A 21,306-nucleotide genomic window follows, 5' to 3' on the forward strand; every position below is an offset into this window, starting at 1 on the left:
AGACTCCTGCGGGAGCAGCGGGACAGGTGAGACCCCGCAGTGGCGAAGCCGCGAGGAGGCTCACCGCCCGCCCCGCGGAAAGCGAACGACTGCAGTGGAAATCAACAGCCAAGTTTAACAGAGCCAAAATATAAAAAAAGAAGGCTCCCGGACGCACCTGAATGTGCACGCGGAAGCCTTCGGTTGACCGATAAGCCTTTATATATCATTCGTTAACGGAGGGGTTAACTTGAAATTCATAATAATATAACTATTCCGACCAGTCAACTGTGAATTTATGAAATGACAGAATTTTTATGAAATTAATCCATTTGGATTATTTTCTAATTCCGAGTTGACCGATAGGATAAAATTGTTTATTATACAAGTAATCAGACTATTTTGCCGATCGGTTAACCGAAGGCTCTTTATTTCCCCTCTTTGGCGAGGAATAAAGAGCCTTTTTTCATGATAAAAACAGAGGAGTGGACATGGATGAAAAAGCTGGATCAAACGAAAATAGAGTATTTAGTGTCCCTGCTGCAGCGCCTTGAATATGGTTCATTGCTTATAACCGTTCACGCAAATGAAATTACTCAGGTGGAAATTAAAGAAAAAACGAGAATAGCCAAAACAGGAACAGTGAAATAGGAGGGAGAAGGATGACTTCAACAGAAACTGTGAACAGTCCTGATCTTGTTTTTCAGCAGTATTGCAAAGAGGTCTTCGGGGTGAATAGAGGAATTTACAATACGATCGATGAGTGGTTTTTTCAAGCAGGAGCTGTATCTGTTTTAAAAAGAAGGCGGCTGATCCTTGATTTTCTGCAGGATTTGTCTGAACCGAACCCAGGGGAAAAGGCCGCTCTGTTAAAAGTAGGAAAAGGAGGATTGGCGCCTGCCCTTCTTGCCTTTTGGAAGAAGAGTGCGTAGGATTCCTTCGAGTGTTCAAGAACAGCGCTGAAAGCTCCGGCACCATCTCTCAGAGCCGCTGCGGCTCAAAGACTCGCATAACGCAGTCTCTGTCCCGCGCTGCGGTGAAGAATGACAGGAAGTCACCATTGATCCGGTGCAGTACAGTCTCCGAGCCCTGATGTATGAGAGCAAGCAGGATCAGGCACCGGTAAAAAAATACGCCAAAAGAAAAAACCGGCATAGCCGGTTTTTTTACCCTTTCACTGCACCGCTCAATGCCCCCGAAATAAAGAATCGCTGCAGGAACACATACAGAATGATCAGCGGAAGAGATGTGATGAGGACGCCTGCAAACAGGACAGGGTAATTGGTCAGATATTCGCCCTGAAATTGCAAAAGAGCGAGCGGCAGCGTCTTTTTCTCCTCGTTTGTAATAAAAAGAAGAGAGAACAGCAAATCGTTCCATACAATGACCATGGAAAAGATGGCGGTAATCGCAAGCGACGGGAAGGATAGCGGGAGCGTGATTCTCCAGTACATATTCCATTCTGACGCTCCGTCGACTCTGGCTGCTTCGAATAATTCACCTGGCAGGGTCTTCATAAATCCAGTTAAGATAAAAACGCAGATGGGCATGAGAACAGCGACATGGACAAGAATGAGACCGAGCAATGTATTCGTTAATTGAAGCTTCAGCATGAGAGAATATAGCGGAACCATAAGCGTTTGTGCGGGTACAATCATTCCGAGCATAAAGACTGCAAAAAGAAGGTTTCCCCATTTGCTTCTCAGTCTCGTAATGCCATAAGCGATCATACTGGCAAACCACAGGGCGAAAAATACCGCAGCAGCCGTCACGATGATGCTGTTTACAAGGTAATGAGCCAGGGATTTCTCAAACAGCAGAAGGCTGAAGTTGGAGAAATCAAGCACTTTTGGCAGAGCAAGGGGCCCGTCATACACATCGCGCAGCTGTTTAAAAGATGTCAGCAATGCGACAAAAAGCGGGACGATAATGAGTACTGAATAGCTTGACAGAAGGATCGGTTTAACAAGTCCTGTTTTTTTCATGGAGACCTCCTTTAATAGCTGATGCGGCTTGAACGGAGCAGTTTAAATTGAATGAATGTAAGGATGGCGATCAGGATCATAAAAAGCACGGAAGCAGCTGACGCATATCCAAACTGATAGTTTTCAAAAGCTGCATGATAAATATAGGTTGATAGAATCTCTGTTGAATAATTTGGACCGCCTCTCGTCATGGCAAATATCAGGTCAAAAGCTTTGAATGACTGAATCGTCGTATAGGCTACAACAATGGTTGTGGTCGGAGCGAGCAGGGGCCAGGTGATTTTCCGGAATATGTCCCATTTTGAACCGCCCTCGATGGCTGCGGATTCATATAGCTCTGCTGGTATCGCCTGCATCCCGGCTACGAAAAGGACAATCATCTGTCCGATATGGGCCCATACCTGCACGAAGGCAAGGGAGAAAATCGCCCGTTTCGGATCTCCAATCCAGTTTGCGGCAAGGAAATCGAGATGCACCGCCTTCAGAACCTGGTTTAAAAGACCAAGACCCGGATCGTAAATAAACGACCATAGAAACGCCACGGCAACCGAAGAGAGGATGGTCGGAAAAAAGAATAAGGCTCTGAAAAAAATACTGATCTTGTTATTCTTTAATAAATAAAGTGCCAGAATCAGAGAGAACAGTGTTTGAAGAATGACCACGGTCAGCATGAATTTTCCATTGTTGCCAAGCGACTGCAAAAAGATGGAATCGCCGGTGATGAGCTGCACATAGTTTTTTATCCCGACAAAAGGCGGATTCTCCGTATAGCCGTCCCAGGATGTAAAGGAATAATAAACGGTTTGGGTGAGCGGCAGCAGGAAGAAAACGGTGAATAAAAGCAAACCGGGCAGGAAAAACAAGTAGATGCTTTTGCTGTATTTCAAAGGTCGTCCTTCCTTTCTCAGATAAAAAGGAAGAGGGTGGTGACTACTCTCTTCCTTTTTACGCTTATTTGTTTATCGTCTGGTCAATAATTTTCTGTGCCTTTGCAGCGGCTTCTTCAGGACTCGTGCCGCTTAATGTATCCTGAATAGAGTTTACGACCGCTTTTTGTACATCAAGGTTTTCAATCAGGAAGCGCGGCTGAAATCTTGTTTTTTTGTCAGCCCATACTGCCGTTTCTTTTAAATCGTCAGATTCGTACGTAACATCCTTAATGGTTACATGCTGGGCTGTTTTATTGGCATAATCGGATGCATGGTCAGGCTCGCTCAAGAATTCGATGAATTTCTCTGCGGCTTCTTTATGCTTGGAGCGGCTGTTGATTCCGAGCATGAAGGTAGTGGTATGGATGCCTTCCCACTTTGCCTCGTTTTCCGGAACTGTAATAGGAGCAAGCAGCTGGACTTTTAGATCAGGGTTAAGAGATTTTACCGTTGCGATGGAGTAGGAACCAGTAGCAAGCATAGCTGCTTTTTCCTGTGCAAATAATGCAACGGCTGCGTCCTGCTTCGTGCCAAGCGCATCCTTCTGGAAGGCACCCTTATCCTGAAGTTCTTTTATTTGGGTTAATGTTTTAACCCACCATTCTTCCGTCAGCTTTGAATCACCTTTCTCAAGGCCCGTAATCGTTTTGTCATCAGGTGCGTTATTCATGACCATTGTATTCATGAACTGCCCGGGGCTGATGTCAGCACCTGCAAAAGCAATCGGAGTGATTCCATTATCCTGAAGCTTTTTTGAGACAGAAAGAAACTCTTCCCAGTTCTTTGGCGGGGTCAGCCCATATTTTTCAAAAAGCTTCGTGTTATAAAGCGGCATGTTGTAAACAAGCTGATATGGAACCGCCAGCTGCTTTCCATCCTTCTGTCCAGCCTTTATGTACTGTGGCTGATATTGCTTGACTGCCTTGCTGTCAGTGAGGTCTGCGTACAGATTCGCTTTTGCGATGGATTGAAATTGTGCTCCCGGGAAGGAAGCGAAGACATCTCCTACTGTCCCGTCCATTAATTTCGTTTGCGCAAGGGTTTGATATTGATCCGATGGAAAGACATTCATTTCCACATCGATATTCGGGTTCTTTTCTTCAAACTGGGAAATCAGTTCATTAAATACTTTCGAATCCTCTCCTCGCCAGTGGATAAAACTGATTTTTTCCTTTTCCCCGCCGTTTTCCGAAGTACCGGAAGTACCTGCTGAACATCCTGTTAGTGCTAAACTTGCAGCGAATATTAGCCCTGCCCATTTCTTCATATAGCTTCCTCCCTAATTGCTGCTGATTGATTTTTTATGATTGGAAAAACAAGTTCTGCAAAGCGATAAGCTTCTTCCAGATGCGGGTATCCGGAGAGAATAAAGGTATCAATACCAAGACCCTCGTATTCTCTCAATCTTTCAGCGACCGTATCAGGGTCACCGACAATGGCGGTCCCTGCGCCTTCTCTCGCAAGACCGACCCCTGCCCAAAGATTAGGAGAAATCTCTAAATCTTTTCTGGACCTCGAACCGCGATGCAGGGAAGACTGCGTTTTCTGCGCCGTTGAATCAAAGGCAGAAAAACGCTGCTGGAAGCTTTCAATCGTCTCATCTGTTACGTATTGAATGAGTTCTTCCGCTGCATCCCATGCAGCCTGTTCGGTTTCTCTTACGATGACATGCATACGCAAGCCAAATCTTATCGATTTCCCGGCTGCCTTTGCCTGTTTTTTCATCTCCTCTACTTTTTTTCTTATTTTTGCAGGGGGTTCTCCCCATAACAAATGGACATCAGCGTGCTTCAGCCCAACCCGTTTGCCGGCATCGGACGAGCCGCCAAAATAGATTGGAGGATAAGGCTTCTGGATGGGCTGTTCCGGTACATGGGCACCCTTAACAGAAAGATGTTTTCCTTCAAAATCAACCGTTTTCCCTTGAAGAACGTCTCTCCAGATGGTTAAAAATTCATCGGTAAGGTCGTACCTTTGGTCATGGTCCAGATAATTTCCGAAGCCAGCCTGTTCAGCCGGATTTCCCCCGGTCACAATATTAAGAAGGAGGCGGCCGTTTGACAGCTGATCGAAGCTTGCAGCCATACGGGCGGATAGGGTAGGGGACATTAGACCCGGCCGTAATGCCACCAAAAATTTTATACGCGCTGTCACGGATGCAAGCATTGAAGCGGTGATCCATGCATCCTCGCAGTTTGCTCCCGTTGGCAGCAAAGCACCGTCATAGCCGAGAGTGTCTAAGGCGCCTGCGATTTGCTTTAAATAGGAGAGATCGCTTTTTCTGGCTCCTTGAAGGGTTCCTAAATAACGTTCATCTCCTGCTGTCGGAAAAAACCAAAATAAGTTCAATTTTTTTCTCCCCTTATGGTTATGTGTAATGGAAAAATGGTTGTTAAAACAGAAAAAAGACGCCTGCTTACCTTGGGAGTAAGTAGACGCCTTCAGTTTTTCTGATCAGCTCATATTATTGTTTTATTTTAATGTATATAATTCCGATGAGTCAAGTGTGTATTTGATTTTTTTTTGGAGGGAAGCCGGTGGTGTCTGACCCGCACTTTATTAGAGAAGGAAAGCTCTGGCACCATTTCCGTCATCCGCTGCGGCGCAAGGCTTCACACAACGCAGTCTCTGTCCCCCGCTGCGGTGAAGGATGACGGGACTGGCACCGTGCCAGTCCCCGGCTTCTGCAAAGAACGAAAGCTCCGGTACCGCATGCCTCAAACCTTGGTATAAAAGGGTTTAAACGCCGCAGTCTCTGTCCCCTGATGCGTTAAAGCATGCCGGGACAGGCACGCCCCAATTAATACGAAAAGAACCGCCCCCAAAAAAGGCCGGTTCTTTTCGATTCTGGCGATATCACTCTGTAGAAACAGAAGGATCTGCCTGTTCCTTCGCCGGTACAAGCTGAAGGAAGTGCTGGGCCGGATTGTCGAGAAGAGACTTTAGCTCTTCCGCTTCTGCGTGCTGGCCATGCTCTTCAAGTGCGGCAATGTATACGCCAAGCAGCTCTTGAATATCAGTCAATCCTTTTTTATTCAGGTGACCAATTTCAACCTTCGCTCCTTTGGCGACGCGGCGTTCAAGGGCAGATGGAGTAAGGCCCATTTCAGGCTGATGGCGGACATAAACCACTCCGCCGGTCATCCCTGCGCAGATCCATGGACCCGGATCGCCAAGCACAAGGCCGCGGCCGTTTGTCATGTATTCGAAGGCAAAGCCTTTGATATTCGCGTTGACTCCGATGTTGCCATGTTCCGCTGCCGGGATCGGCTTTTCGATGCGGCCTCCGATAATCATATCGGCACCGGATAGCCGGATACCGGCTCTTGCATCTGCATCGCCCTGAACGAGAAGGGTTCCGCTTTGGGCACCGTAGCCGAAGCCTTTTCCGACCGAGCCGCTGTAGAATTCTCCGTCTCCGCCTTTTCCTTTCAGGACGCGGATCGCGCCGCCGAAGGACGTTTTTCCGGTTCCGTCCTGTGCACCGCCTTCAACGGAGATGGTAATTCCGCTTGAGTTATATGCACCAAGGCCATTCCCTGGCACCGAGCCGTTTTTGTACGTCAAGCGGATATCTTCCAGTTCCTTATAGGATCCGTCGAGACGCTCGCGCACCCGGTGGCCGGACACACGGCTTCCGAGAACACGCTGTTCGGAGGTGATGCTTGCAAATTCTCTCGACTGATGAAGGTCTTCATCCCTGTAATCCAGGTATTCAGCGCCTGCTGCAACGGCAAGACCGCGTTCCTGGCTGCTTGCGGCAACCTCTTTATGAGCGCTTGCCAGATTCTGAATTTCAAGAGGCTTCAGCAGCAGGGAAAGATCCATTGCATCAGTCTCTTTTGTTTGTTCAAGCAGGTCGGAGCGTCCGACAATGCTTTGAAGATTCGTAAAGCCGAGGGAAGCGGTCAAAGCTTTCAGTTCGGTTCCGAATGCCGTGAACAGGTTTTTCAGCCCTTGAACGGCAAGATCATACTGTCTCGGAACGAAGCGTCTCAGACCATGTTCTTTCGCCTGTGCCTCCGATTCAATTTGAGTGGCGATTCCGACATGGCACGTATCCAGGTGACAGCCGCGGCACGTGGTACAGCCGATGGCGATCATGGACAGGGTGCCGAAGCCGATGCGGTTCGCACCAAGCAGCATCAGCTTTACAACGTCCAGGGCGCTTTTTACGCCGCCGTCTGCCCATAGCTCGACCTTCTGGCGCAGTCCTGCTTCAAGCAGGGCATTGTGCGCGGCTTTCACACCGATTTCAACCGGAAGACCAACATATTGAAGGGCATGAATCCTTGCTGCACCGGTTCCGCCGTCAAATCCGCTTAGGGTGATGATATCAGCGCCTGCCTTGGCAATACCGACAGCGATGGTTCCGATGTTCGGAACAACCGGTACTTTAACCGCAACCTTTGCCTGGTCATTCGCTGTTTTCAGCTCAGTGATCATTTGAGCCAGATCTTCAATGGAATAAATATCATGGTTGTTTGACGGTGAAATCAAATCGGAACCGATGGTCGCATTACGGGCTTCCGCGATTTTTGCCGTTACTTTTGAACCTGGCAAGTGTCCGCCTTCTCCAGGCTTTGCTCCCTGACCGATCTTAATTTCAAGAAGATTGGAGGAGTTCAGGAGCTCTGCGTTGACTCCAAAACGGCCGGATGCCACCTGCTGTCCGCGCGTTTTCGGGTATTTGCCGAGCATATCCTTAATTTCTCCGCCTTCTCCGTTCAGACTGACCATATTCAGCTGATCGGCTGCCTCCGCATAGGCACGAAACGCAATCTCGTTTTGGGAACCGAAGGACATAGAAGCAATGACGAACGGAAGATCATGCTCTCCGACCCTCAAATCGACTTTTTCCGGATTCACGCTGGAATCGGTTTGTTTAAGGCTTGTGAGGTGGCGGATCGTAATTGGATTCGCTTCCTCCTGCTCGGAAATTTTCTCGCGGTATGCCTCATAGTCCCCGTTCGCCGCCACATCACCGATTGCTTTCCAAATCCTCGGGAAGAGATGGAAGGTTTTCGCCGGACGGGCTTTTTCATTTTCAAAATCTTCCGCACGCTCCATGGCATCGGATTTCATCTGATTGAAATTGTAGCGGAGCTCGTTTGAACCAAGGAAATTCGGAATATCAAGCAAGTCGCCGATTTCATGGTTAAGCCCAATGGCGGAGAAAAGACGTCCATACCCGCGCAGTTCGTGAATGCCGATCGTGGAAATGACTTTTTCCAGCCCTTTATTCAGTGCTTCAAAAAGATTAACAGAAGGCTGTGTCTGGCCGTCTTCCGCTACAGTCGCAAAAATCATGTAAGGATTCAGGATATTCGCTCCGAGTCCATATGCTGTGATGATGTCATGCAGGGAACGAATCGCTCCGGAACGGAGAAGAATCGAACAGTTTCGGCGAAGCTGCACAGCCACAAGATTCTGATCGATCACAGAAGTAATCAAGTGGGGGTCTATCCACAGATTACCGTCTTTATGGGCAAGATGATCGTCCAGTACAAGCAGTGCGGCACCATCCCGAACCGCTTGGATGGCTTCGGCAGATAGACGGTCAAGTGCCTCCTTCAGCGTTTCATTTTCAGAAAACACGGTATTTAAAACGTAAAGCTGTTTATTCCTTGAAAAATGCTCCGTCAGTTCTTCATATGGCAGCTGGCTGGACGCATCAGCTGCTTCATGGGCGAGAAGACCTTCCATGATAATCGGGGAAGGAAGCTCCAGAATATGCTCGCTGGATTCCGCCTCAAACAGGGACGGGCGTTTCCCGACGATTGTCCGGGTAGAGAAATGCTCGGATTCGCGGTCGCGGTCAATGGCCGGATTTGTGACAACCGCTACGCTCTCTTTAAAGAAGTCCGCCAGGTTTTTCCGGCCGGGATGAATGGCGGCAAGCGGCCCGTCATGTCCGAGAGAACGGATTGGTTCAACGCCTTTATCTGCCATCTGCTCTAGCAGCTGGATATGCTCCCTGTCCCAGCCGAATGCGGCATAGTGACCGTTATGAAGCTTCATCACCGGTGATGTGGAGCATTTGCCTTTTGAAACAGGATGGTTCAGATTAGCGCCAAAGCCATCGGTTTGAACGCGTTTTGTAAAGCGGCCGTGAACCTCCTCCTGGTACGCAGGATAGTCATACACCTTGATGGAATCCCCGTCCCATTTCAATCCTACTTTTTCACCCGGCGCCAGCGGCTTTGGATTCGCCATATATTCACTTGCTGGAATGATTCCAGGCTCTGACGCGAAAATATAGGAGGTTTTCGTTTCCACTTTCCAAAGCGGACGCAGACCAAGAGCGTCCACGCTGTAAACCGCTTCATCCCCAAAGCGGGAAATGATGCCTGCCGGACCCTGTGCAAAATGGCCCCAGGCCTCGCGGATATACGTATACAGATTTTTGAGGTGATCCGGATAGGCCTTGATTTCATTAATAATAGGAGGAAACAGAACGTCAAGTGCCTCAAACAAGCTGTATCCGTCACGGCATACAAGAGTCTCGATCGTCCGGTTCAAATCCTGTGAATCGCTTCCGCCGATTGTAAGCGGGGCACCAATCATGCGCGCCTCATCGCGAAGCTTCGAAATCGTATTGATTTCACCGTTATGGCCGAGCATGCTGAATGGCTGCACACGGAAAAAGTTGGACAGGGTATTCGTTGAATAGCGGTTGTGCCCGAGTGTCATGGAGGATGCCACTGAAGGATCCGCAAGATCATGGTAATACTGAGGCAGGATGTCGCCTGCGCCCATGACTTTATATACGGCGGCATGCTGGCTCAAGGAAGCCGCATGGATGTGCTCATCTTTCTCAAGTTCAATGGCCAAATCAAATAGGCGTTTAGTCAGTGATTCACTCGTTTCCTTTGCAGGGATCAGGGCAGTCTGCCAGAAAAGAGGCTCTTCCTGAACAGCAATCGGACCCAGTGCGTGAGAAGAGGTGACTTTGTCCGTTTCAAAAACAATCTCAAAACCGTGTGAAGCAATATGGTTTTCTGCGGCTTTTTTCGTTTCCTGCTGATTGCCGTGGCGGGATAAAAAGAAATGGCCGACAATGAAATCGTCTCTGTCGGTCAGGCTTGAATCCGCACCGGCCTTTTCAAGCTTTTGTTTCCAGAGTTTGCGGGGAATATCAATATGAATGCCTACGCCATCGCCTTCTTCATTTATGAAGCCTGCACGGTGGTTCATCGTGACAAGAGCTTTAATACAAGCATCGATATTCTCTTTCGTTGGTATGTTATGTTTCTCGACGATGGAAACAATTCCGCATGCATCGTGTTCTGCGTTTTCATAGTTTTTGAATAGACTGGGACTCCATTTTTGCTTCATATTAATCGGCTGCTATGAGGGAATGGTTTATTCCGCTCGCTGCGCCTTCACCTCCTGCTTATATAGGTTGAAAATTGATAATAAAATTGAAGAGTAATAGGGTGTAAAAATAAGGCGGAGAAAAGAAAAGAAAACAGTGCCGGACAGGAATTGAACGTACACTGAATTTATATAATTTTCAGAATTGTAGCTTTTATCATATCACCTTGAAATAACATTTTCAATTATTTATGCAAAAAGATGAGAGGGCTATTCATGTCAACCACTGTGTCACAAATGTTCCAAACGCTTATATGCATGATTAAGTAAGCGTTTTCATAGTTGAGGTTAAAAAGAATCAGAGAATGCAAGCTTAATCGGACTGAATAATTATGTATTTTTATGCACTGTGAAGAAAGCTGAGGAAGGCCTGTATTTGAAACGAGTTGGCCCTGAAGAGCGGCCGTATCTGGAGAATGGCCCGTAAACCTAAAGAAGTGGCCCGTATCCGGTGGAACTTGGCCCGGAAACCATCGGATAAGTTCGGCCTCACCTTGTGTGTAAGCACAAAAAAAGGACCGGCTCATAAGCATGCCGGTCCTGTACCCATTCTTATTTTTTCAAAGCTCTAAACGCTTTTTCAACTGCAGCGAGAGTCTCGTGAATATCTTCCTCAGTATGCTCAGTTGTCAGGAACCAGGCTTCGTATTTTGAAGGGGCAAGGTTGATTCCCTGGTGCAGCATTTCTTTAAAGAAGCGGGCGAACATTTCGCCGTCTGTGTTTTCTGCCTGCTCATAGTTTTCTACTTTTTCATCTGTAAAGTAGATGGTGAGCGCACCTTTCAGACGGTTCACTGTGATGGTGACATCATGTTCAGCCGCATGCTTTAGGATGCCTTCTTCAAGGATCGCGCCAAGCCGGTCCATTTCTTCGTAGACGCCTTCCTGCTCCAGTACTTCGAGGCAGGCGATTCCGGAAAGAATGGAAGCGGGGTTGCCGGCCATGGTTCCTGCCTGATAGGCAGGTCCGAGCGGTGCGACAGTTTCCATAATCTCTTTTTTACCGCCGTAAGCGCCAATTGGCAGACCGCCGCCGATAATTTTTCCTAGCGCAGTCAAATCAGGTGTCACGCCGAGCATATCCTGGGCGCCTCCATACATGAAGCGGAATGCCGTGATGACTTCATCATAAATGACAAGAGCACCGGCGTTGTGGGTGATTTCGTTTACCTGCTCGAGGAAGCCGGGTTTCGGTTCAACGATTCCAAAGTTGCCGACGATCGGCTCGACCAGCACAGCAGCGATTTCACTGCCCCATTTTTCCATGGCTTCACGGAAAGGTTCGATGTCATTAAACGGAACGGTGATGACTTCCTGGGCAATGCTTTTTGGAACCCCTGCAGAATCCGGTGTACCGAGTGTTGCAGGACCTGATCCTGCTGCCACAAGAACAAGATCGGAGTGGCCGTGATAGCAGCCCGCAAATTTAATGACTTTATCGCGTCCTGTATAGGCACGGGCTACACGGATCGTTGTCATAACCGCTTCGGTACCGGAGTTTACGAAACGGACCTTTTCCATGTTCGGCATGGCTTTTTTCAGCTTCTTCGCAAAATCGATTTCGAACGGTGTCGGTGTTCCATAAAGAACGCCGTTTTCCGCCGCTTTTGTAATAGCTTTTGTGATATGGGGGTGGGCATGTCCGGTAATGATCGGACCATATGCCGCCAGGTAATCTATGTATTTATTTCCGTCTACATCCCAGAAGTAAGCGCCCTGGCCTTTTTCCATGACGACCGGAGCTCCGCCGCCCACAGCTTTATACGATCGGGACGGGCTGTTTACACCGCCGACAATATGTTCAAGAGCTGACTTTTGAAGCTCTTCAGATTTGGTGAATTGCATAAATCATCCTCCTAAAAAAGTTTGCTCTCTCATTCTAGCACTTTTTCAGGAGGATTTCTGTTCAGCTACCTGGTAATGATTTCATCGACGATTCCGTAGGCGAGTGCTTCCTTCGCGGTCATATAGTAATCGCGGTCTGAATCCCGGGCAACCTTCTCAATTGGCTGTCCGGTCTGTTTGGCGATTTTTTCATTTAAAATCTGTTTGGTGTGAAGCAGGCGTTTCGCGGTTATTTCAATATCGGACGCCTGGCCCCGGGCACCTCCGAGCGGCTGGTGGATCATCACCTCGGCTGACGGGAGCGTATATCGTTTTCCCTTTTTCCCGGACAGGAGCAGCATCGCTCCCATGGAAGCGGCCATTCCGATGCAGATTGTTTTCACGTCAGGCTGAATGTAATCCATCGTATCGATAATCGCAAAACCTGCCGTGACTGAACCGCCCGGACTATTTATATAGAGGGAAATATCTTTTTCCGGATCCTCTGAAGCGAGGAAAAGCATCTGTGCGACCGCGCTGTTGGCTGTCTGGTCATTGATTTCGTCACTGATCATGATGATGCGGTCTTTTAAAAGCCTTGAGTATATATCATACGAACGCTCGCCGTGTTTCGTTTGTTCCACTACATAAGGAATCATGTTCATCTGCAAATCCTCCGTTTATGAAGCGGCCATGAGTGCTGTAGGTCCGCTGTTTGATTTCGGAACGAGGGTCAGCAGATTGAGCAGGGGATGCGGATCTTCTTCCGTCAGAGAACGGCTGATGGCTGCGGCCAGTTCTCCATCAATGTCCGATGTGCCATCCTGCATCGTGTGCTGCCTCGCCCTGAATAAAAGCGCTTTAACGGTTGCAACCGTAAAGCCAGTCAATTCAGCAATTTCTTCATTTTTGAAAAGCAGCGCTTCCTTCAGCACAAAGACGGCTGCCTGTTTCTTCGTCATGACAGAGGCGAGCCATTCGGCAAGCTCTGCTATTTTGTTTTCTGTTTTGGGTTCAGTTAAATCAGAAGGAACGAACCCGATCGTAATCCGGCTTTGTTTGCGGTAAAAGTCAATATGCAAATGATAGGCGGCTTTGTTATAGAGGGCCTGCGGCAGGTCCTCCGGGAGTTCCTGATACTTTTCCAAAAGCCTGCAAACGGCCGCCTGAGCAAGGTCCTCGGCATCCCATTTATTCCGGGTAAGCATGAGACAGTATTTAAATAGGGAAAGATACGTTTCATGAAGGTCTTTTTTTTCAAAACGGGCAGCGCTGCTCTTCATTTCATTCACTCCTTAAAGGTGCACCTTTGTATAATAAACGGCTGAGCCGGCCAAAAGGATATGGGTTTCTGCATTTTATTCTTTCCATGGAAGATGAATTCCTTCAATGTTGGGATGATATAGGCTAAACTAATCTTTGGCAGACATGAAGAAGGGAACGTGCAAAATGAAAAATGTCATTGAAACAGAAGGGCTTCGGAAGGAATTTAAAGCCTATTCGAGCCGGGAAGGCCTCGGTGGTGCTTTCCGGGATTTGTTTACACGCAATTATAAAGTGGTCCGCGCTGTCGATGATCTATCGTTTACCATCAAGCAGGGAGAGATGGTCGGCTATATCGGCGAAAACGGAGCGGGAAAATCCACTTCCATAAAAATGCTGACGGGAATTCTGAATCCGACGGCCGGGACGGTTCGTGTCAATGGAATGGACCCGCATAGGCAGCGGGAGAAATTCGTAAGCTCGATCGGTGTAGTATTCGGCCAGCGCTCTCAGCTCTGGTGGGATATCGCGGTTCAGGAATCATTCCGTCTACTGAAAAAAGTGTATAAGGTGTCTGATGAAGACTATAAAAATCACATGGAGCATGTGATTGAATCACTTGATATCGGTCCGCTCCTTGATAAGCCGGTCCGAAAGCTGTCGCTGGGCCAAAGGATGAGATGCGAGCTTGCGGCTGCATTGATCCATAATCCGCCGCTCTTGTTTCTGGACGAGCCGACGATTGGGCTGGATGTACTGGTGAAACTGAAGATCCGGCAGTTCTTGAAGGAAATGAATGAAAAGTACAAAACGACGATCCTGCTGACCACCCATGATTTATCCGATATTGAGGCGCTTTGCGAGCGGGTCATCATGCTCGATCAGGGGAAAATCATTTATGATGGGGCACTTGCTCATCTCCGCCAGGATTTCGGCGAAGGAAAGAAAATTGAATTTCAGTTTGGAGAGCCTGTTGATGAAGCTTCATTAAAGGAGCTTTCTGCTGAGCTTGAGGTTTTCTGGCAGCAAAACAATGAAAACAGCTGGACAGCCTTGCTTACCGCACAGGAAGCCGGCATGTCTGAGCTCATCGGCCGTGTAGTAGGGGCGAAAAAAGTGCTGGATATGAGCATCCACGAAGTGTCGACAGAAGAGATCATCCGCCAGATTTATGAAAAAGGATATCAGCCGGAACAGAGGGTCCTGACATGATGCGGGGGTCTCATAATGGATAAGTACATTGAAATGGTGCGCATCCGCTTTTTGATGATGCTTGCGTACCGGACGAACTACTACAGCGGGATTCTGATTTACAGTATTAACATCGGCGCCTACTTCTTTTTGTGGTCTGCGATCTATGGAGACAAAGGGAATATCCAGGGCTTGAGCGTACTGCAGATGTCGACGTATGTGGCGGTAGCCTGGATGGCGAGGGCCTTTTATTTCAACAACATCGACCGGGAGATTGCCCTGGAAATAAAGGAAGGGAAGGTAGCGGTTGAACTGCTGCGTCCCTATCATTACCTGGGCATGAAAACGATGCAGGCATTTGGAGAAGGGGTATTCCGTCTGATTTTCTTCTCGCTGCCCGGCATGATATTTATCGCCTTCGTTTTTCCGCTGGAATTTCCGGGCGGGGTGTCCACTTGGATCTTTTTTGCCCTGTCACTCGTTTTCAGTTTTATCATTAATACACAAATTAATTTGCTTACCGGAATTATGACGTTCTTTCTATTTAATAACGACGGACTTATCCGGGCGAAGCGCGTCGTCGTGGATCTGTTTTCCGGACTGCTCCTGCCGATCAGTTTTTACCCGGGCTGGGCACAGAATGTGATGCAATACTTCCCGTTCCAGGCGATCAGCTATGTGCCGAACATGATTTTCACCGAGGCCTATAAAGGAAACGAACTTATGCAGGCCCTGTTCTATCAAGGGGTTTGGGCTGTCCTCCTCCTCATTCCGATCCAGCTTCTATGGATGCTGGCAAAAAAGCAAATGGTCATCCAGGGAGGGTAACACATGTATTACCTATCGATGTTTATCCAATATGCAGGACAATATATGAAAACGAGGCTGCAGTACCGTGCAGACGTCCTGGTTGAAATTTTTTCAGATTTCTTATTTCAGGCTGTCAATCTGATCTTTATCCTCGTCGTATTCGGCCACACCCAGTCCTTAAGCGGGTGGAACCAAAACGAAATCATCTTTATTTACGGATTTTTCCTAATCCCATTCGCGATATTCGGAGCCTTCTTCAACATATGGGACTTTAATGAACGGTACATTGTAAAGGGGGAGATGGACCGGATCTTAACAAGGCCGATCCACAGCCTGTTCCAGATCACGCTTGAGAGGATGGAACTTGAATCGCTGTTCGGTGCGGTAACCGGTTTTGCGGTTATGATGTACGCAGGATTTCAGCTGGATCTCCCGTTTTACTGGCATGATCCGTTCGTATTCCTGCTGTTCACCGTCGGAGGAGTACTCGTTTACGCAGGAATCTTCATCATGATCGCAAGCATCAGTTTCTACTCCGACTCCCGGACATCCATTATGCCGATGATGTATAACATCGGGAACTACGGACGATATCCGGTCGACATTTATAACAAAGCCATCCGCTTCGTCTTAACATGGATCCTGCCATTCGCTTTCGTCGGCATGTATCCGGCGGCTTACTTTTTGAGAAAAGAAGAATGGTATACGTACGCGTTCTTAACACCGGTTGTCGGAATCGCCTTCTTCTTGATTGCCGTATTTGTATGGAATCAGGGCGTGAAGCAGTACCGGGGAGCGGGGAACTAAGCTTGCCTCGCTGTTTTGCACTGACCCTCGATGCGTTCATGCGGCGGGGGAACAAGGAGCTGTCCGGTAAACCCTGTCCCGACATGTAATTGGGAGGGAGGGGGACGGAGGTTTAGTGCTTTAGCAGAGCGGGGGTCAGAGCATTGCACTGACCCCCAATGCGTCAGTGCAGCAAGGGACAAAGCAATAATCCGCTCATCCCCTATCAATGAACCGTTCTGCGGGATAGGGGACGGAGGTTTAATCCTTTAGCAGAACGGTGGTCAGTGCAAACCCGCAGTCGAAAGGAGCCAATCCTGATGGCCAAGAAAAAAGATACAACGCCAAAAGAAGAACCAAAAAAAGCTCCCGAGTGGGAGAAGCTGTATCAGCTGATTAGTAAGAAAGTGAAGAAAAGATAAGATGGGAAGACCGGCTCGTGAATTGGGAGCCGGTCTTTTTGTTAAATAAAGCTAAGATTTTTCCGCCTGTAAATACTTAATGCAGCTCCTACCAATACAGCATTCATCACAAGAGGAGTAAAACCGTAGCTTATAAAGGGCAAAGATACAGATATGGATGGAAGCAATCCCAAGGACATAGCGATACTGTATAAAACTTGGACTGAATACAGGAAGCAGCCTCCTGTGATCAAAGTTCTGCCAAAAGGGTCTTTTACAGAAGAGATCAATTGAAATATCCTAATCAGCAGCAGAATAAGGGCTAAAGCTACAAGAAAGGCTGGTAAATACCCAAATGAGCGTATAATGCTTAAAAATGCATAGTCTGTGTGTGCTAGAGGAACTCTCTCCATATTTGACCCCAACCACTCGGCATTGCTCAAAACTTTTTTTATTTCTACATATATATAGCCGGAACTATGTTTGTAAATGTCGGGATTGATAAATCCGTTGAAACGATCCAATAGCTCCTGATTTTTCAGAAAAGTAATAGCTAAAGTTACTCCAGATATTATCAACATGCAGCTTGATATTACTATGATCTCTGCTCTTTTCTTTACCCTGCTCTGGAACAGCATGGAGAAGACCATTACCATATAAAGCATACAAGTAGGAATTCCAGTTTTATAAAAAATAAAGCCAGGAATTGTGAACAATAATAGGAATTCCCATAGTTTTAAGTCAGATTTTTGCAGGATGCCTGCCCAGCCTAAATAAAATAAAGAAAGTGTAAATAAATTACTGAAAATAAAAGTCCCACCTAAATATATATAGGTGACTCCCTTTACTTTAGGAAAGAATTCAGGGAACAGCGAATGATCAGGGAATAAATTACTCATCAGGCATAATAGAACCAGTCCAGCTATATAAAAATGCCATCTAAACTTAGCCCATTTCCTATAGTCTGCATACATAAGGACAATTGCGATACTCGCTCCAATCAGCACAGATATAGACTTGCTCATAATGTAATCTCTACTACTTAATGCACCAATTGAAATAAGCGGCAAAAACCCAAAGCCCAAAACCGCTGCAAGCAGCACAAGCGTTATCCAGTCCACCTGAGGCCTGTAAATCTTATTAAACTTCTCACCAATCGAATGAGGACTCCCCATCTCCCTAACCGCTTTTTCTTCTGCCTCTTCTTCCGTTAGCCCTTGCCGGATCCACTCCTGTTTCCCTGCCTCAATATGGCCCGCAAGCTCTGCTGTAACGAGTTTCTTCGCTTCTTTCATTTTGATGTGCTTTGTGACTTCACTTAAGAACGTCTTTTGATCCGCCATTTTTTATCCCTCCGGCTGTTCATTCCATTTTAATGAAGGAGCGGCTGATTTTTTTTCGAGCTTTTGGAGCTGTTTCCGTCCTTTAGCATTCAGCTGATAGTGTTTGCGGCTCTCATTGTCCCATCGGCTTTTGAGCCACCCTTTTGATTCAAGCTCATGCAGCATCGTATATAAATCCCCCTCATTTTCATGAAATTTCCGGATGCCTCGGGAACGGATAGAGCGGGACAGGTCAAAGCCTGTTTTCTCGGCTGCCAACAGCTGCATGACAGCCAGAAGCAGATCTTCGTCTGAAATGTCTTCTGTGATTTTTTTTCTGATTTCCCTGTGCATCTTTTCTGTAAAGTTCAGTTCGCTGAACACAGTCTTTTTCATTGATTGGCGAAGGGATCTTAATCGCTTGTCCATTGATGATTGTCCTCCAATCTTTCCTTCAAAAGTTCTTTAGCACGCTTCATTCTTGTTTTAACGGTGTTTTCATTAACGCTGGCTAAAGCAGAGATTTCTTTGATCGTTAATTCTTCAAAATAAAACAAGTAAATGACCTCTCTATATTGAATCGGCAGCTCCATGACTGCGGCTGCAAGCAGGTCATCGGTATCTTTTTGCAGAACTTCCTCTTCAACTAATTGTTCAGAATCCCAGCTATGCGTTAGTTCTTCGCTTGCAGCCATAACGTTTTTGCTGTACCAGCTCTTTACATGATCTTTGCATGTATTAATGGCAATTCTCCATAGCCAAGTCCTAATCTTGGATTTTCTATTATAGGTATGTAAGGATTTATAGCACTTCACGAATATATCCTGAGTCAAATCTTCCGCAATTGCTTTATTCTTTACGTAAGAATAAGCAAGCTGGAGGATATCCTGTCCATATAAATGAATGATTTCATCGAGAACGGCTTCCTTATCTTCGGTTTCCCATATTTCAGCGATTGATTCTTCCAACCTGTCTTCCCCCCTTTTCCACACTTAGACGACGCCCGGTGCCAAATAGTTTTTGGCTTTGTTAAAAATTTATCATATTTCCATAGGTGCGGTTTTTTTTTTTCACACCCCCTTTATACGGAGGTTCAGGGGGGCAGTGCAAAAGCTAGTTTCAGTGCAAAGCCGATCCAATCCAGCCAGACCCTACCCCAAATCCAAAAACATATTTAACTTTTGTTCCCGCATATACATACAAAAAGGACAAACACGGAGGCATTTATGGAACCGGTTATTGCCATCGCCACAATTTTTTGCCTGCTCATGTCCGTCCGGATCACAGCGAAGACGTTTAAAGAGCAGCAATTTCTGTCCCGCGAAACAATTCTTGTTATCGCTTTTTTATATATGTCCATCCTGATCGGCTTTGCGATGATGTACCTTCTTTTCATCCAGACAGGACATGGGGTTTTGACGCAGGGAAATGAACCGATTAAAGGAAATTATCTGGAGCATCTGAACACCAGTCTGTATTTTAGCGCGGTTACACTGTTTTCTGTCGGTTACGGGGAGATTATTCCGGTCGGGGCGGGGAGGCTGCTTGCTGTAATTGAAGCGCTGATTGGCTATATGCTGCCGGTTATTTTAGTAGCCAGAACTGTATTTGAGATCGATAAAAACGCGAAATAGTTGTATGAATTCCCGCTTTTGGGTACGCTCTAGATAGATAACCTATCTGGAGGGGAAAACATGAGTATTGAAGTTGGAGTACAGGCTCCCGAATTTGAACTGATTGCAGCTGGCGGCGAAAAAGTGAAGCTGTCTGATTATAGAGGCAAGTATGTGGTTCTCTATTTTTATCCGAAGGACATGACGCCGGGGTGCACCACGCAGGCTTGTGATTTTCGTGACCGCCACAGTGAATTTTCGGATGTAAATGCGGTGATTCTTGGTGTGAGCCCGGATCCTGTAGACAAGCATGATAAATTCAGAGACAAATATGATCTTCCGTTTCACCTGCTTGCCGATGAGGATCATAAAGTGTCAGAAGCATACGGTGTCTGGAAGCTGAAAAAGAACTTCGGGAAAGAATACATGGGCATTGAACGCTCCACTTTTATTATCGATCCGGAAGGGAAGATTATAAAAGAATGGAAAAAAGTCAAAGTGAAGGATCATGTGGAGGAAGCACTGGCGTTTATTAAGCAAAGGAACTAAACCGCGAAAGCCTGGGAGATTGTTTCTCAGGCTTTTTTCTTATATTCAGGATGCTGACGGAGAAAGAGAAACCAGCCTGGACCTAATCAATCACAGCACTCAATGTTTCAGCGATGCTTGTGATATGCCTCGACATTAAAGAGAACCGGATGCATAGCGTCCGGCTCCTCCTTTTATTCTTCTTTTTTGCTTCGTCCGGCGCGTTTTACCGCTTCCTTCAAAATGATCTCAATCTGGGCATTGACGCTCCTAATTTCATCATCCGCCCACTTCTCCAGTGCTTTATAAAGCTCCGGATCAATTCTGAGAGGAAAGTTTTTTCGCTTCATTTCATCACAACCTAGTAGATGCTTCCTGAATTAATGATCGGCTGCATGCCTTTTTCGGACACGAGGGAAACCATTAAATTATTGACCATCTGTGCTTTTTTCTCTTCATCCAGCTCAACAACGCCTTCTTCCGCGAGCTGTTCAATTGCGGATTTCACCAAACCTACTGCCCCATCCACAATGACTTTCCGGGCAGCTAGAACTGCTGTTGCCTGCTGCCTCTGAAGCATCGCAGAAGCAATCTCAGAGGAATAGGCGAGATTCATAATCCGGGCTTCGATAACTTCCACTCCGGCAACTTCCAATCTTCTTTGAAGATCTTTTGCGAGCATATCGGCTATTTCATCACTATTCTTTCTTAAAGAGATTCCTTCTTCCCCGTAAAAATTATCATACGGATATTGAGTGGCAATATGGCGGATTCCTGTTTCACTCTGAATACGGACAAATTCCACATAGTCGTTAACATCATACATGGCTTTCGCTGAATCCAATACTCTGTAAACGATGACGGCTGCGATTTCAATCGGATTGCCTTCAAAATCATTCACTTTAAGTTTTTCACTGTTAAAGTTGACAGCTCTCAGGGAAATGCTGCTGCGAATCGTAAGCGGGATTGTCAGCCAGAAGCCCTGCTCCCGGATTACTCCCCGGTATGTTCCGAAGAATGTACACACATGGGCTTTATTCGGCTGGACAATGGTCATGCCGCTTAAAATGAGCATCCCGAGAAGGAGAGAGGCGACGGCAAGCCCAATGGCGGGAACTTCACCCATCTGCTGCTGCATGTTTAAGAAAAGAAGAGCGCCTCCGGCAAAAATAAGAAACAGTAAAACCCCTGCAAAACCATTCACTTTCCAAATCTTTTTTTCTATCATGATTTGACCCCCTGTATGTTTATATCAATATGATATCACTTTAATATCAAAATGACACTATATTTTTCCA

Annotated in this window: 20 protein-coding genes; 7 read left to right on the forward strand and 13 right to left on the reverse strand. The window is 46.8% G+C overall.

The features are described 5' to 3' along the window. Positions 1 to 474: 474 nt before the first annotated feature. Positions 475 to 630, forward strand: a complete 156-nt coding sequence (locus tag CEF21_RS06020) for a YezD family protein (protein WP_123914190.1) — start codon at positions 475 to 477, stop codon at positions 628 to 630. An 11-nt stretch (positions 631 to 641) separates the two neighbouring features. Then, positions 642 to 911, forward strand: coding sequence for a hypothetical protein (locus CEF21_RS06025; protein ID WP_123914192.1), 270 nt, complete (start codon positions 642 to 644; stop codon positions 909 to 911). 234 nt (positions 912 to 1,145) lie between these two features. Here CEF21_RS06025 and CEF21_RS06030 read toward each other — a convergent pair whose 3' ends face one another. The 8 genes from CEF21_RS06030 to CEF21_RS06065 all read right to left on the reverse strand — a co-directional run bounded on the left by CEF21_RS06030 (position 1,146) and on the right by CEF21_RS06065 (position 13,377). Beyond that, the gene (locus tag CEF21_RS06030; protein ID WP_123914194.1) at positions 1,146 to 1,964 is read right to left on the reverse strand and encodes a carbohydrate ABC transporter permease; all 819 of its coding nucleotides are present in this window, start codon (positions 1,962 to 1,964) and stop codon (positions 1,146 to 1,148) included. An 11-nt stretch (positions 1,965 to 1,975) separates the two neighbouring features. Beyond that, entirely contained in the window at positions 1,976 to 2,851 is an 876-nt protein-coding gene (locus tag CEF21_RS06035; protein WP_123914196.1) for a carbohydrate ABC transporter permease, read from the reverse strand. Between the two features lie 64 nt (positions 2,852 to 2,915). After that, positions 2,916 to 4,160: an ABC transporter substrate-binding protein gene (locus tag CEF21_RS06040; RefSeq protein ID WP_123914198.1), complete on the reverse strand. Its 1,245-nt coding sequence runs from the start codon at positions 4,158 to 4,160 to the stop codon at positions 2,916 to 2,918. After that, positions 4,157 to 5,242 (reverse strand): FMNH2-dependent alkanesulfonate monooxygenase, encoded by a 1,086-nt coding sequence (gene ssuD, locus CEF21_RS06045; protein ID WP_123914200.1) that lies wholly within the window; start codon positions 5,240 to 5,242, stop codon positions 4,157 to 4,159. Before ssuD ends, CEF21_RS06040 begins: the two co-directional genes overlap by 4 nt. Positions 5,243 to 5,749: 507 nt before the next feature. Continuing rightward, positions 5,750 to 10,231: a glutamate synthase-related protein gene (locus CEF21_RS06050; protein WP_123914202.1), complete on the reverse strand. Its 4,482-nt coding sequence runs from the start codon at positions 10,229 to 10,231 to the stop codon at positions 5,750 to 5,752. A gap of 591 nt (positions 10,232 to 10,822) precedes the next feature. Further along, entirely contained in the window at positions 10,823 to 12,115 is a 1,293-nt protein-coding gene (locus CEF21_RS06055; protein ID WP_123914204.1) for a glutamate-1-semialdehyde 2,1-aminomutase, read from the reverse strand. Positions 12,116 to 12,180: 65 nt separating this feature from the next. Then, positions 12,181 to 12,759 (reverse strand): ATP-dependent Clp endopeptidase proteolytic subunit ClpP, encoded by a 579-nt coding sequence (gene clpP / locus CEF21_RS06060; protein ID WP_123914206.1) that lies wholly within the window; start codon positions 12,757 to 12,759, stop codon positions 12,181 to 12,183. A gap of 15 nt (positions 12,760 to 12,774) precedes the next feature. Continuing rightward, positions 12,775 to 13,377: a sigma factor-like helix-turn-helix DNA-binding protein gene (locus tag CEF21_RS06065; protein ID WP_123914208.1), complete on the reverse strand. Its 603-nt coding sequence runs from the start codon at positions 13,375 to 13,377 to the stop codon at positions 12,775 to 12,777. Between the two features lie 166 nt (positions 13,378 to 13,543). Between CEF21_RS06065 and CEF21_RS06070 the strand changes: the two genes are divergently transcribed. The 3 genes from CEF21_RS06070 to CEF21_RS06080 are packed head-to-tail and all read left to right on the forward strand — an operon-like array spanning position 13,544 to position 16,165. Continuing rightward, positions 13,544 to 14,569, forward strand: a complete 1,026-nt coding sequence (locus CEF21_RS06070; protein ID WP_123914210.1) for an ABC transporter ATP-binding protein — start codon at positions 13,544 to 13,546, stop codon at positions 14,567 to 14,569. 15 nt (positions 14,570 to 14,584) lie between these two features. Next, positions 14,585 to 15,376 (forward strand): ABC transporter permease, encoded by a 792-nt coding sequence (locus CEF21_RS06075; protein WP_123914212.1) that lies wholly within the window; start codon positions 14,585 to 14,587, stop codon positions 15,374 to 15,376. Between the two features lie 3 nt (positions 15,377 to 15,379). Continuing rightward, positions 15,380 to 16,165, forward strand: a complete 786-nt coding sequence (locus CEF21_RS06080; RefSeq protein ID WP_123914214.1) for an ABC transporter permease — start codon at positions 15,380 to 15,382, stop codon at positions 16,163 to 16,165. 442 nt (positions 16,166 to 16,607) lie between these two features. Here CEF21_RS06080 and CEF21_RS06085 read toward each other — a convergent pair whose 3' ends face one another. The 3 genes from CEF21_RS06085 to CEF21_RS06095 are packed head-to-tail and all read right to left on the reverse strand — an operon-like array spanning position 16,608 to position 18,835. Then, positions 16,608 to 17,888, reverse strand: coding sequence for an FtsW/RodA/SpoVE family cell cycle protein (locus CEF21_RS06085; protein WP_123914216.1), 1,281 nt, complete (start codon positions 17,886 to 17,888; stop codon positions 16,608 to 16,610). Positions 17,889 to 17,891: 3 nt separating this feature from the next. Beyond that, entirely contained in the window at positions 17,892 to 18,296 is a 405-nt protein-coding gene (locus CEF21_RS06090) for a PadR family transcriptional regulator (RefSeq protein ID WP_123914218.1), read from the reverse strand. Further along, positions 18,281 to 18,835, reverse strand: coding sequence for a sigma-70 family RNA polymerase sigma factor (locus CEF21_RS06095; protein WP_123914220.1), 555 nt, complete (start codon positions 18,833 to 18,835; stop codon positions 18,281 to 18,283). The genes CEF21_RS06090 and CEF21_RS06095 overlap by 16 nt, the downstream gene beginning before the upstream one ends. A 258-nt stretch (positions 18,836 to 19,093) precedes the next feature. Here CEF21_RS06095 and CEF21_RS06100 point away from each other — a divergent pair, with 258 nt between their 5' ends. Next, entirely contained in the window at positions 19,094 to 19,501 is a 408-nt protein-coding gene (locus CEF21_RS06100; protein ID WP_123914222.1) for a potassium channel family protein, read from the forward strand. Between the two features lie 60 nt (positions 19,502 to 19,561). Further along, positions 19,562 to 20,029 (forward strand): thioredoxin-dependent thiol peroxidase, encoded by a 468-nt coding sequence (gene bcp / locus CEF21_RS06105; protein WP_123914224.1) that lies wholly within the window; start codon positions 19,562 to 19,564, stop codon positions 20,027 to 20,029. A 173-nt stretch (positions 20,030 to 20,202) separates the two neighbouring features. Here bcp and CEF21_RS06110 read toward each other — a convergent pair whose 3' ends face one another. Both CEF21_RS06110 and CEF21_RS06115 read right to left on the reverse strand, forming a co-directional pair. Then, positions 20,203 to 20,358, reverse strand: a complete 156-nt coding sequence (locus tag CEF21_RS06110; RefSeq protein ID WP_123914226.1) for a type II toxin-antitoxin system antitoxin — start codon at positions 20,356 to 20,358, stop codon at positions 20,203 to 20,205. A gap of 11 nt (positions 20,359 to 20,369) precedes the next feature. Next, the gene (locus tag CEF21_RS06115) at positions 20,370 to 21,236 is read right to left on the reverse strand and encodes an SPFH domain-containing protein (RefSeq protein WP_123914228.1); all 867 of its coding nucleotides are present in this window, start codon (positions 21,234 to 21,236) and stop codon (positions 20,370 to 20,372) included. Between the last annotated feature and the right edge of the window lie 70 nt (positions 21,237 to 21,306).

Source organism: Bacillus sp. FJAT-42376 (assembly GCF_003816055.1).
GTDB lineage: Bacteria > Bacillota > Bacilli > Bacillales > Bacillaceae > Metabacillus_B.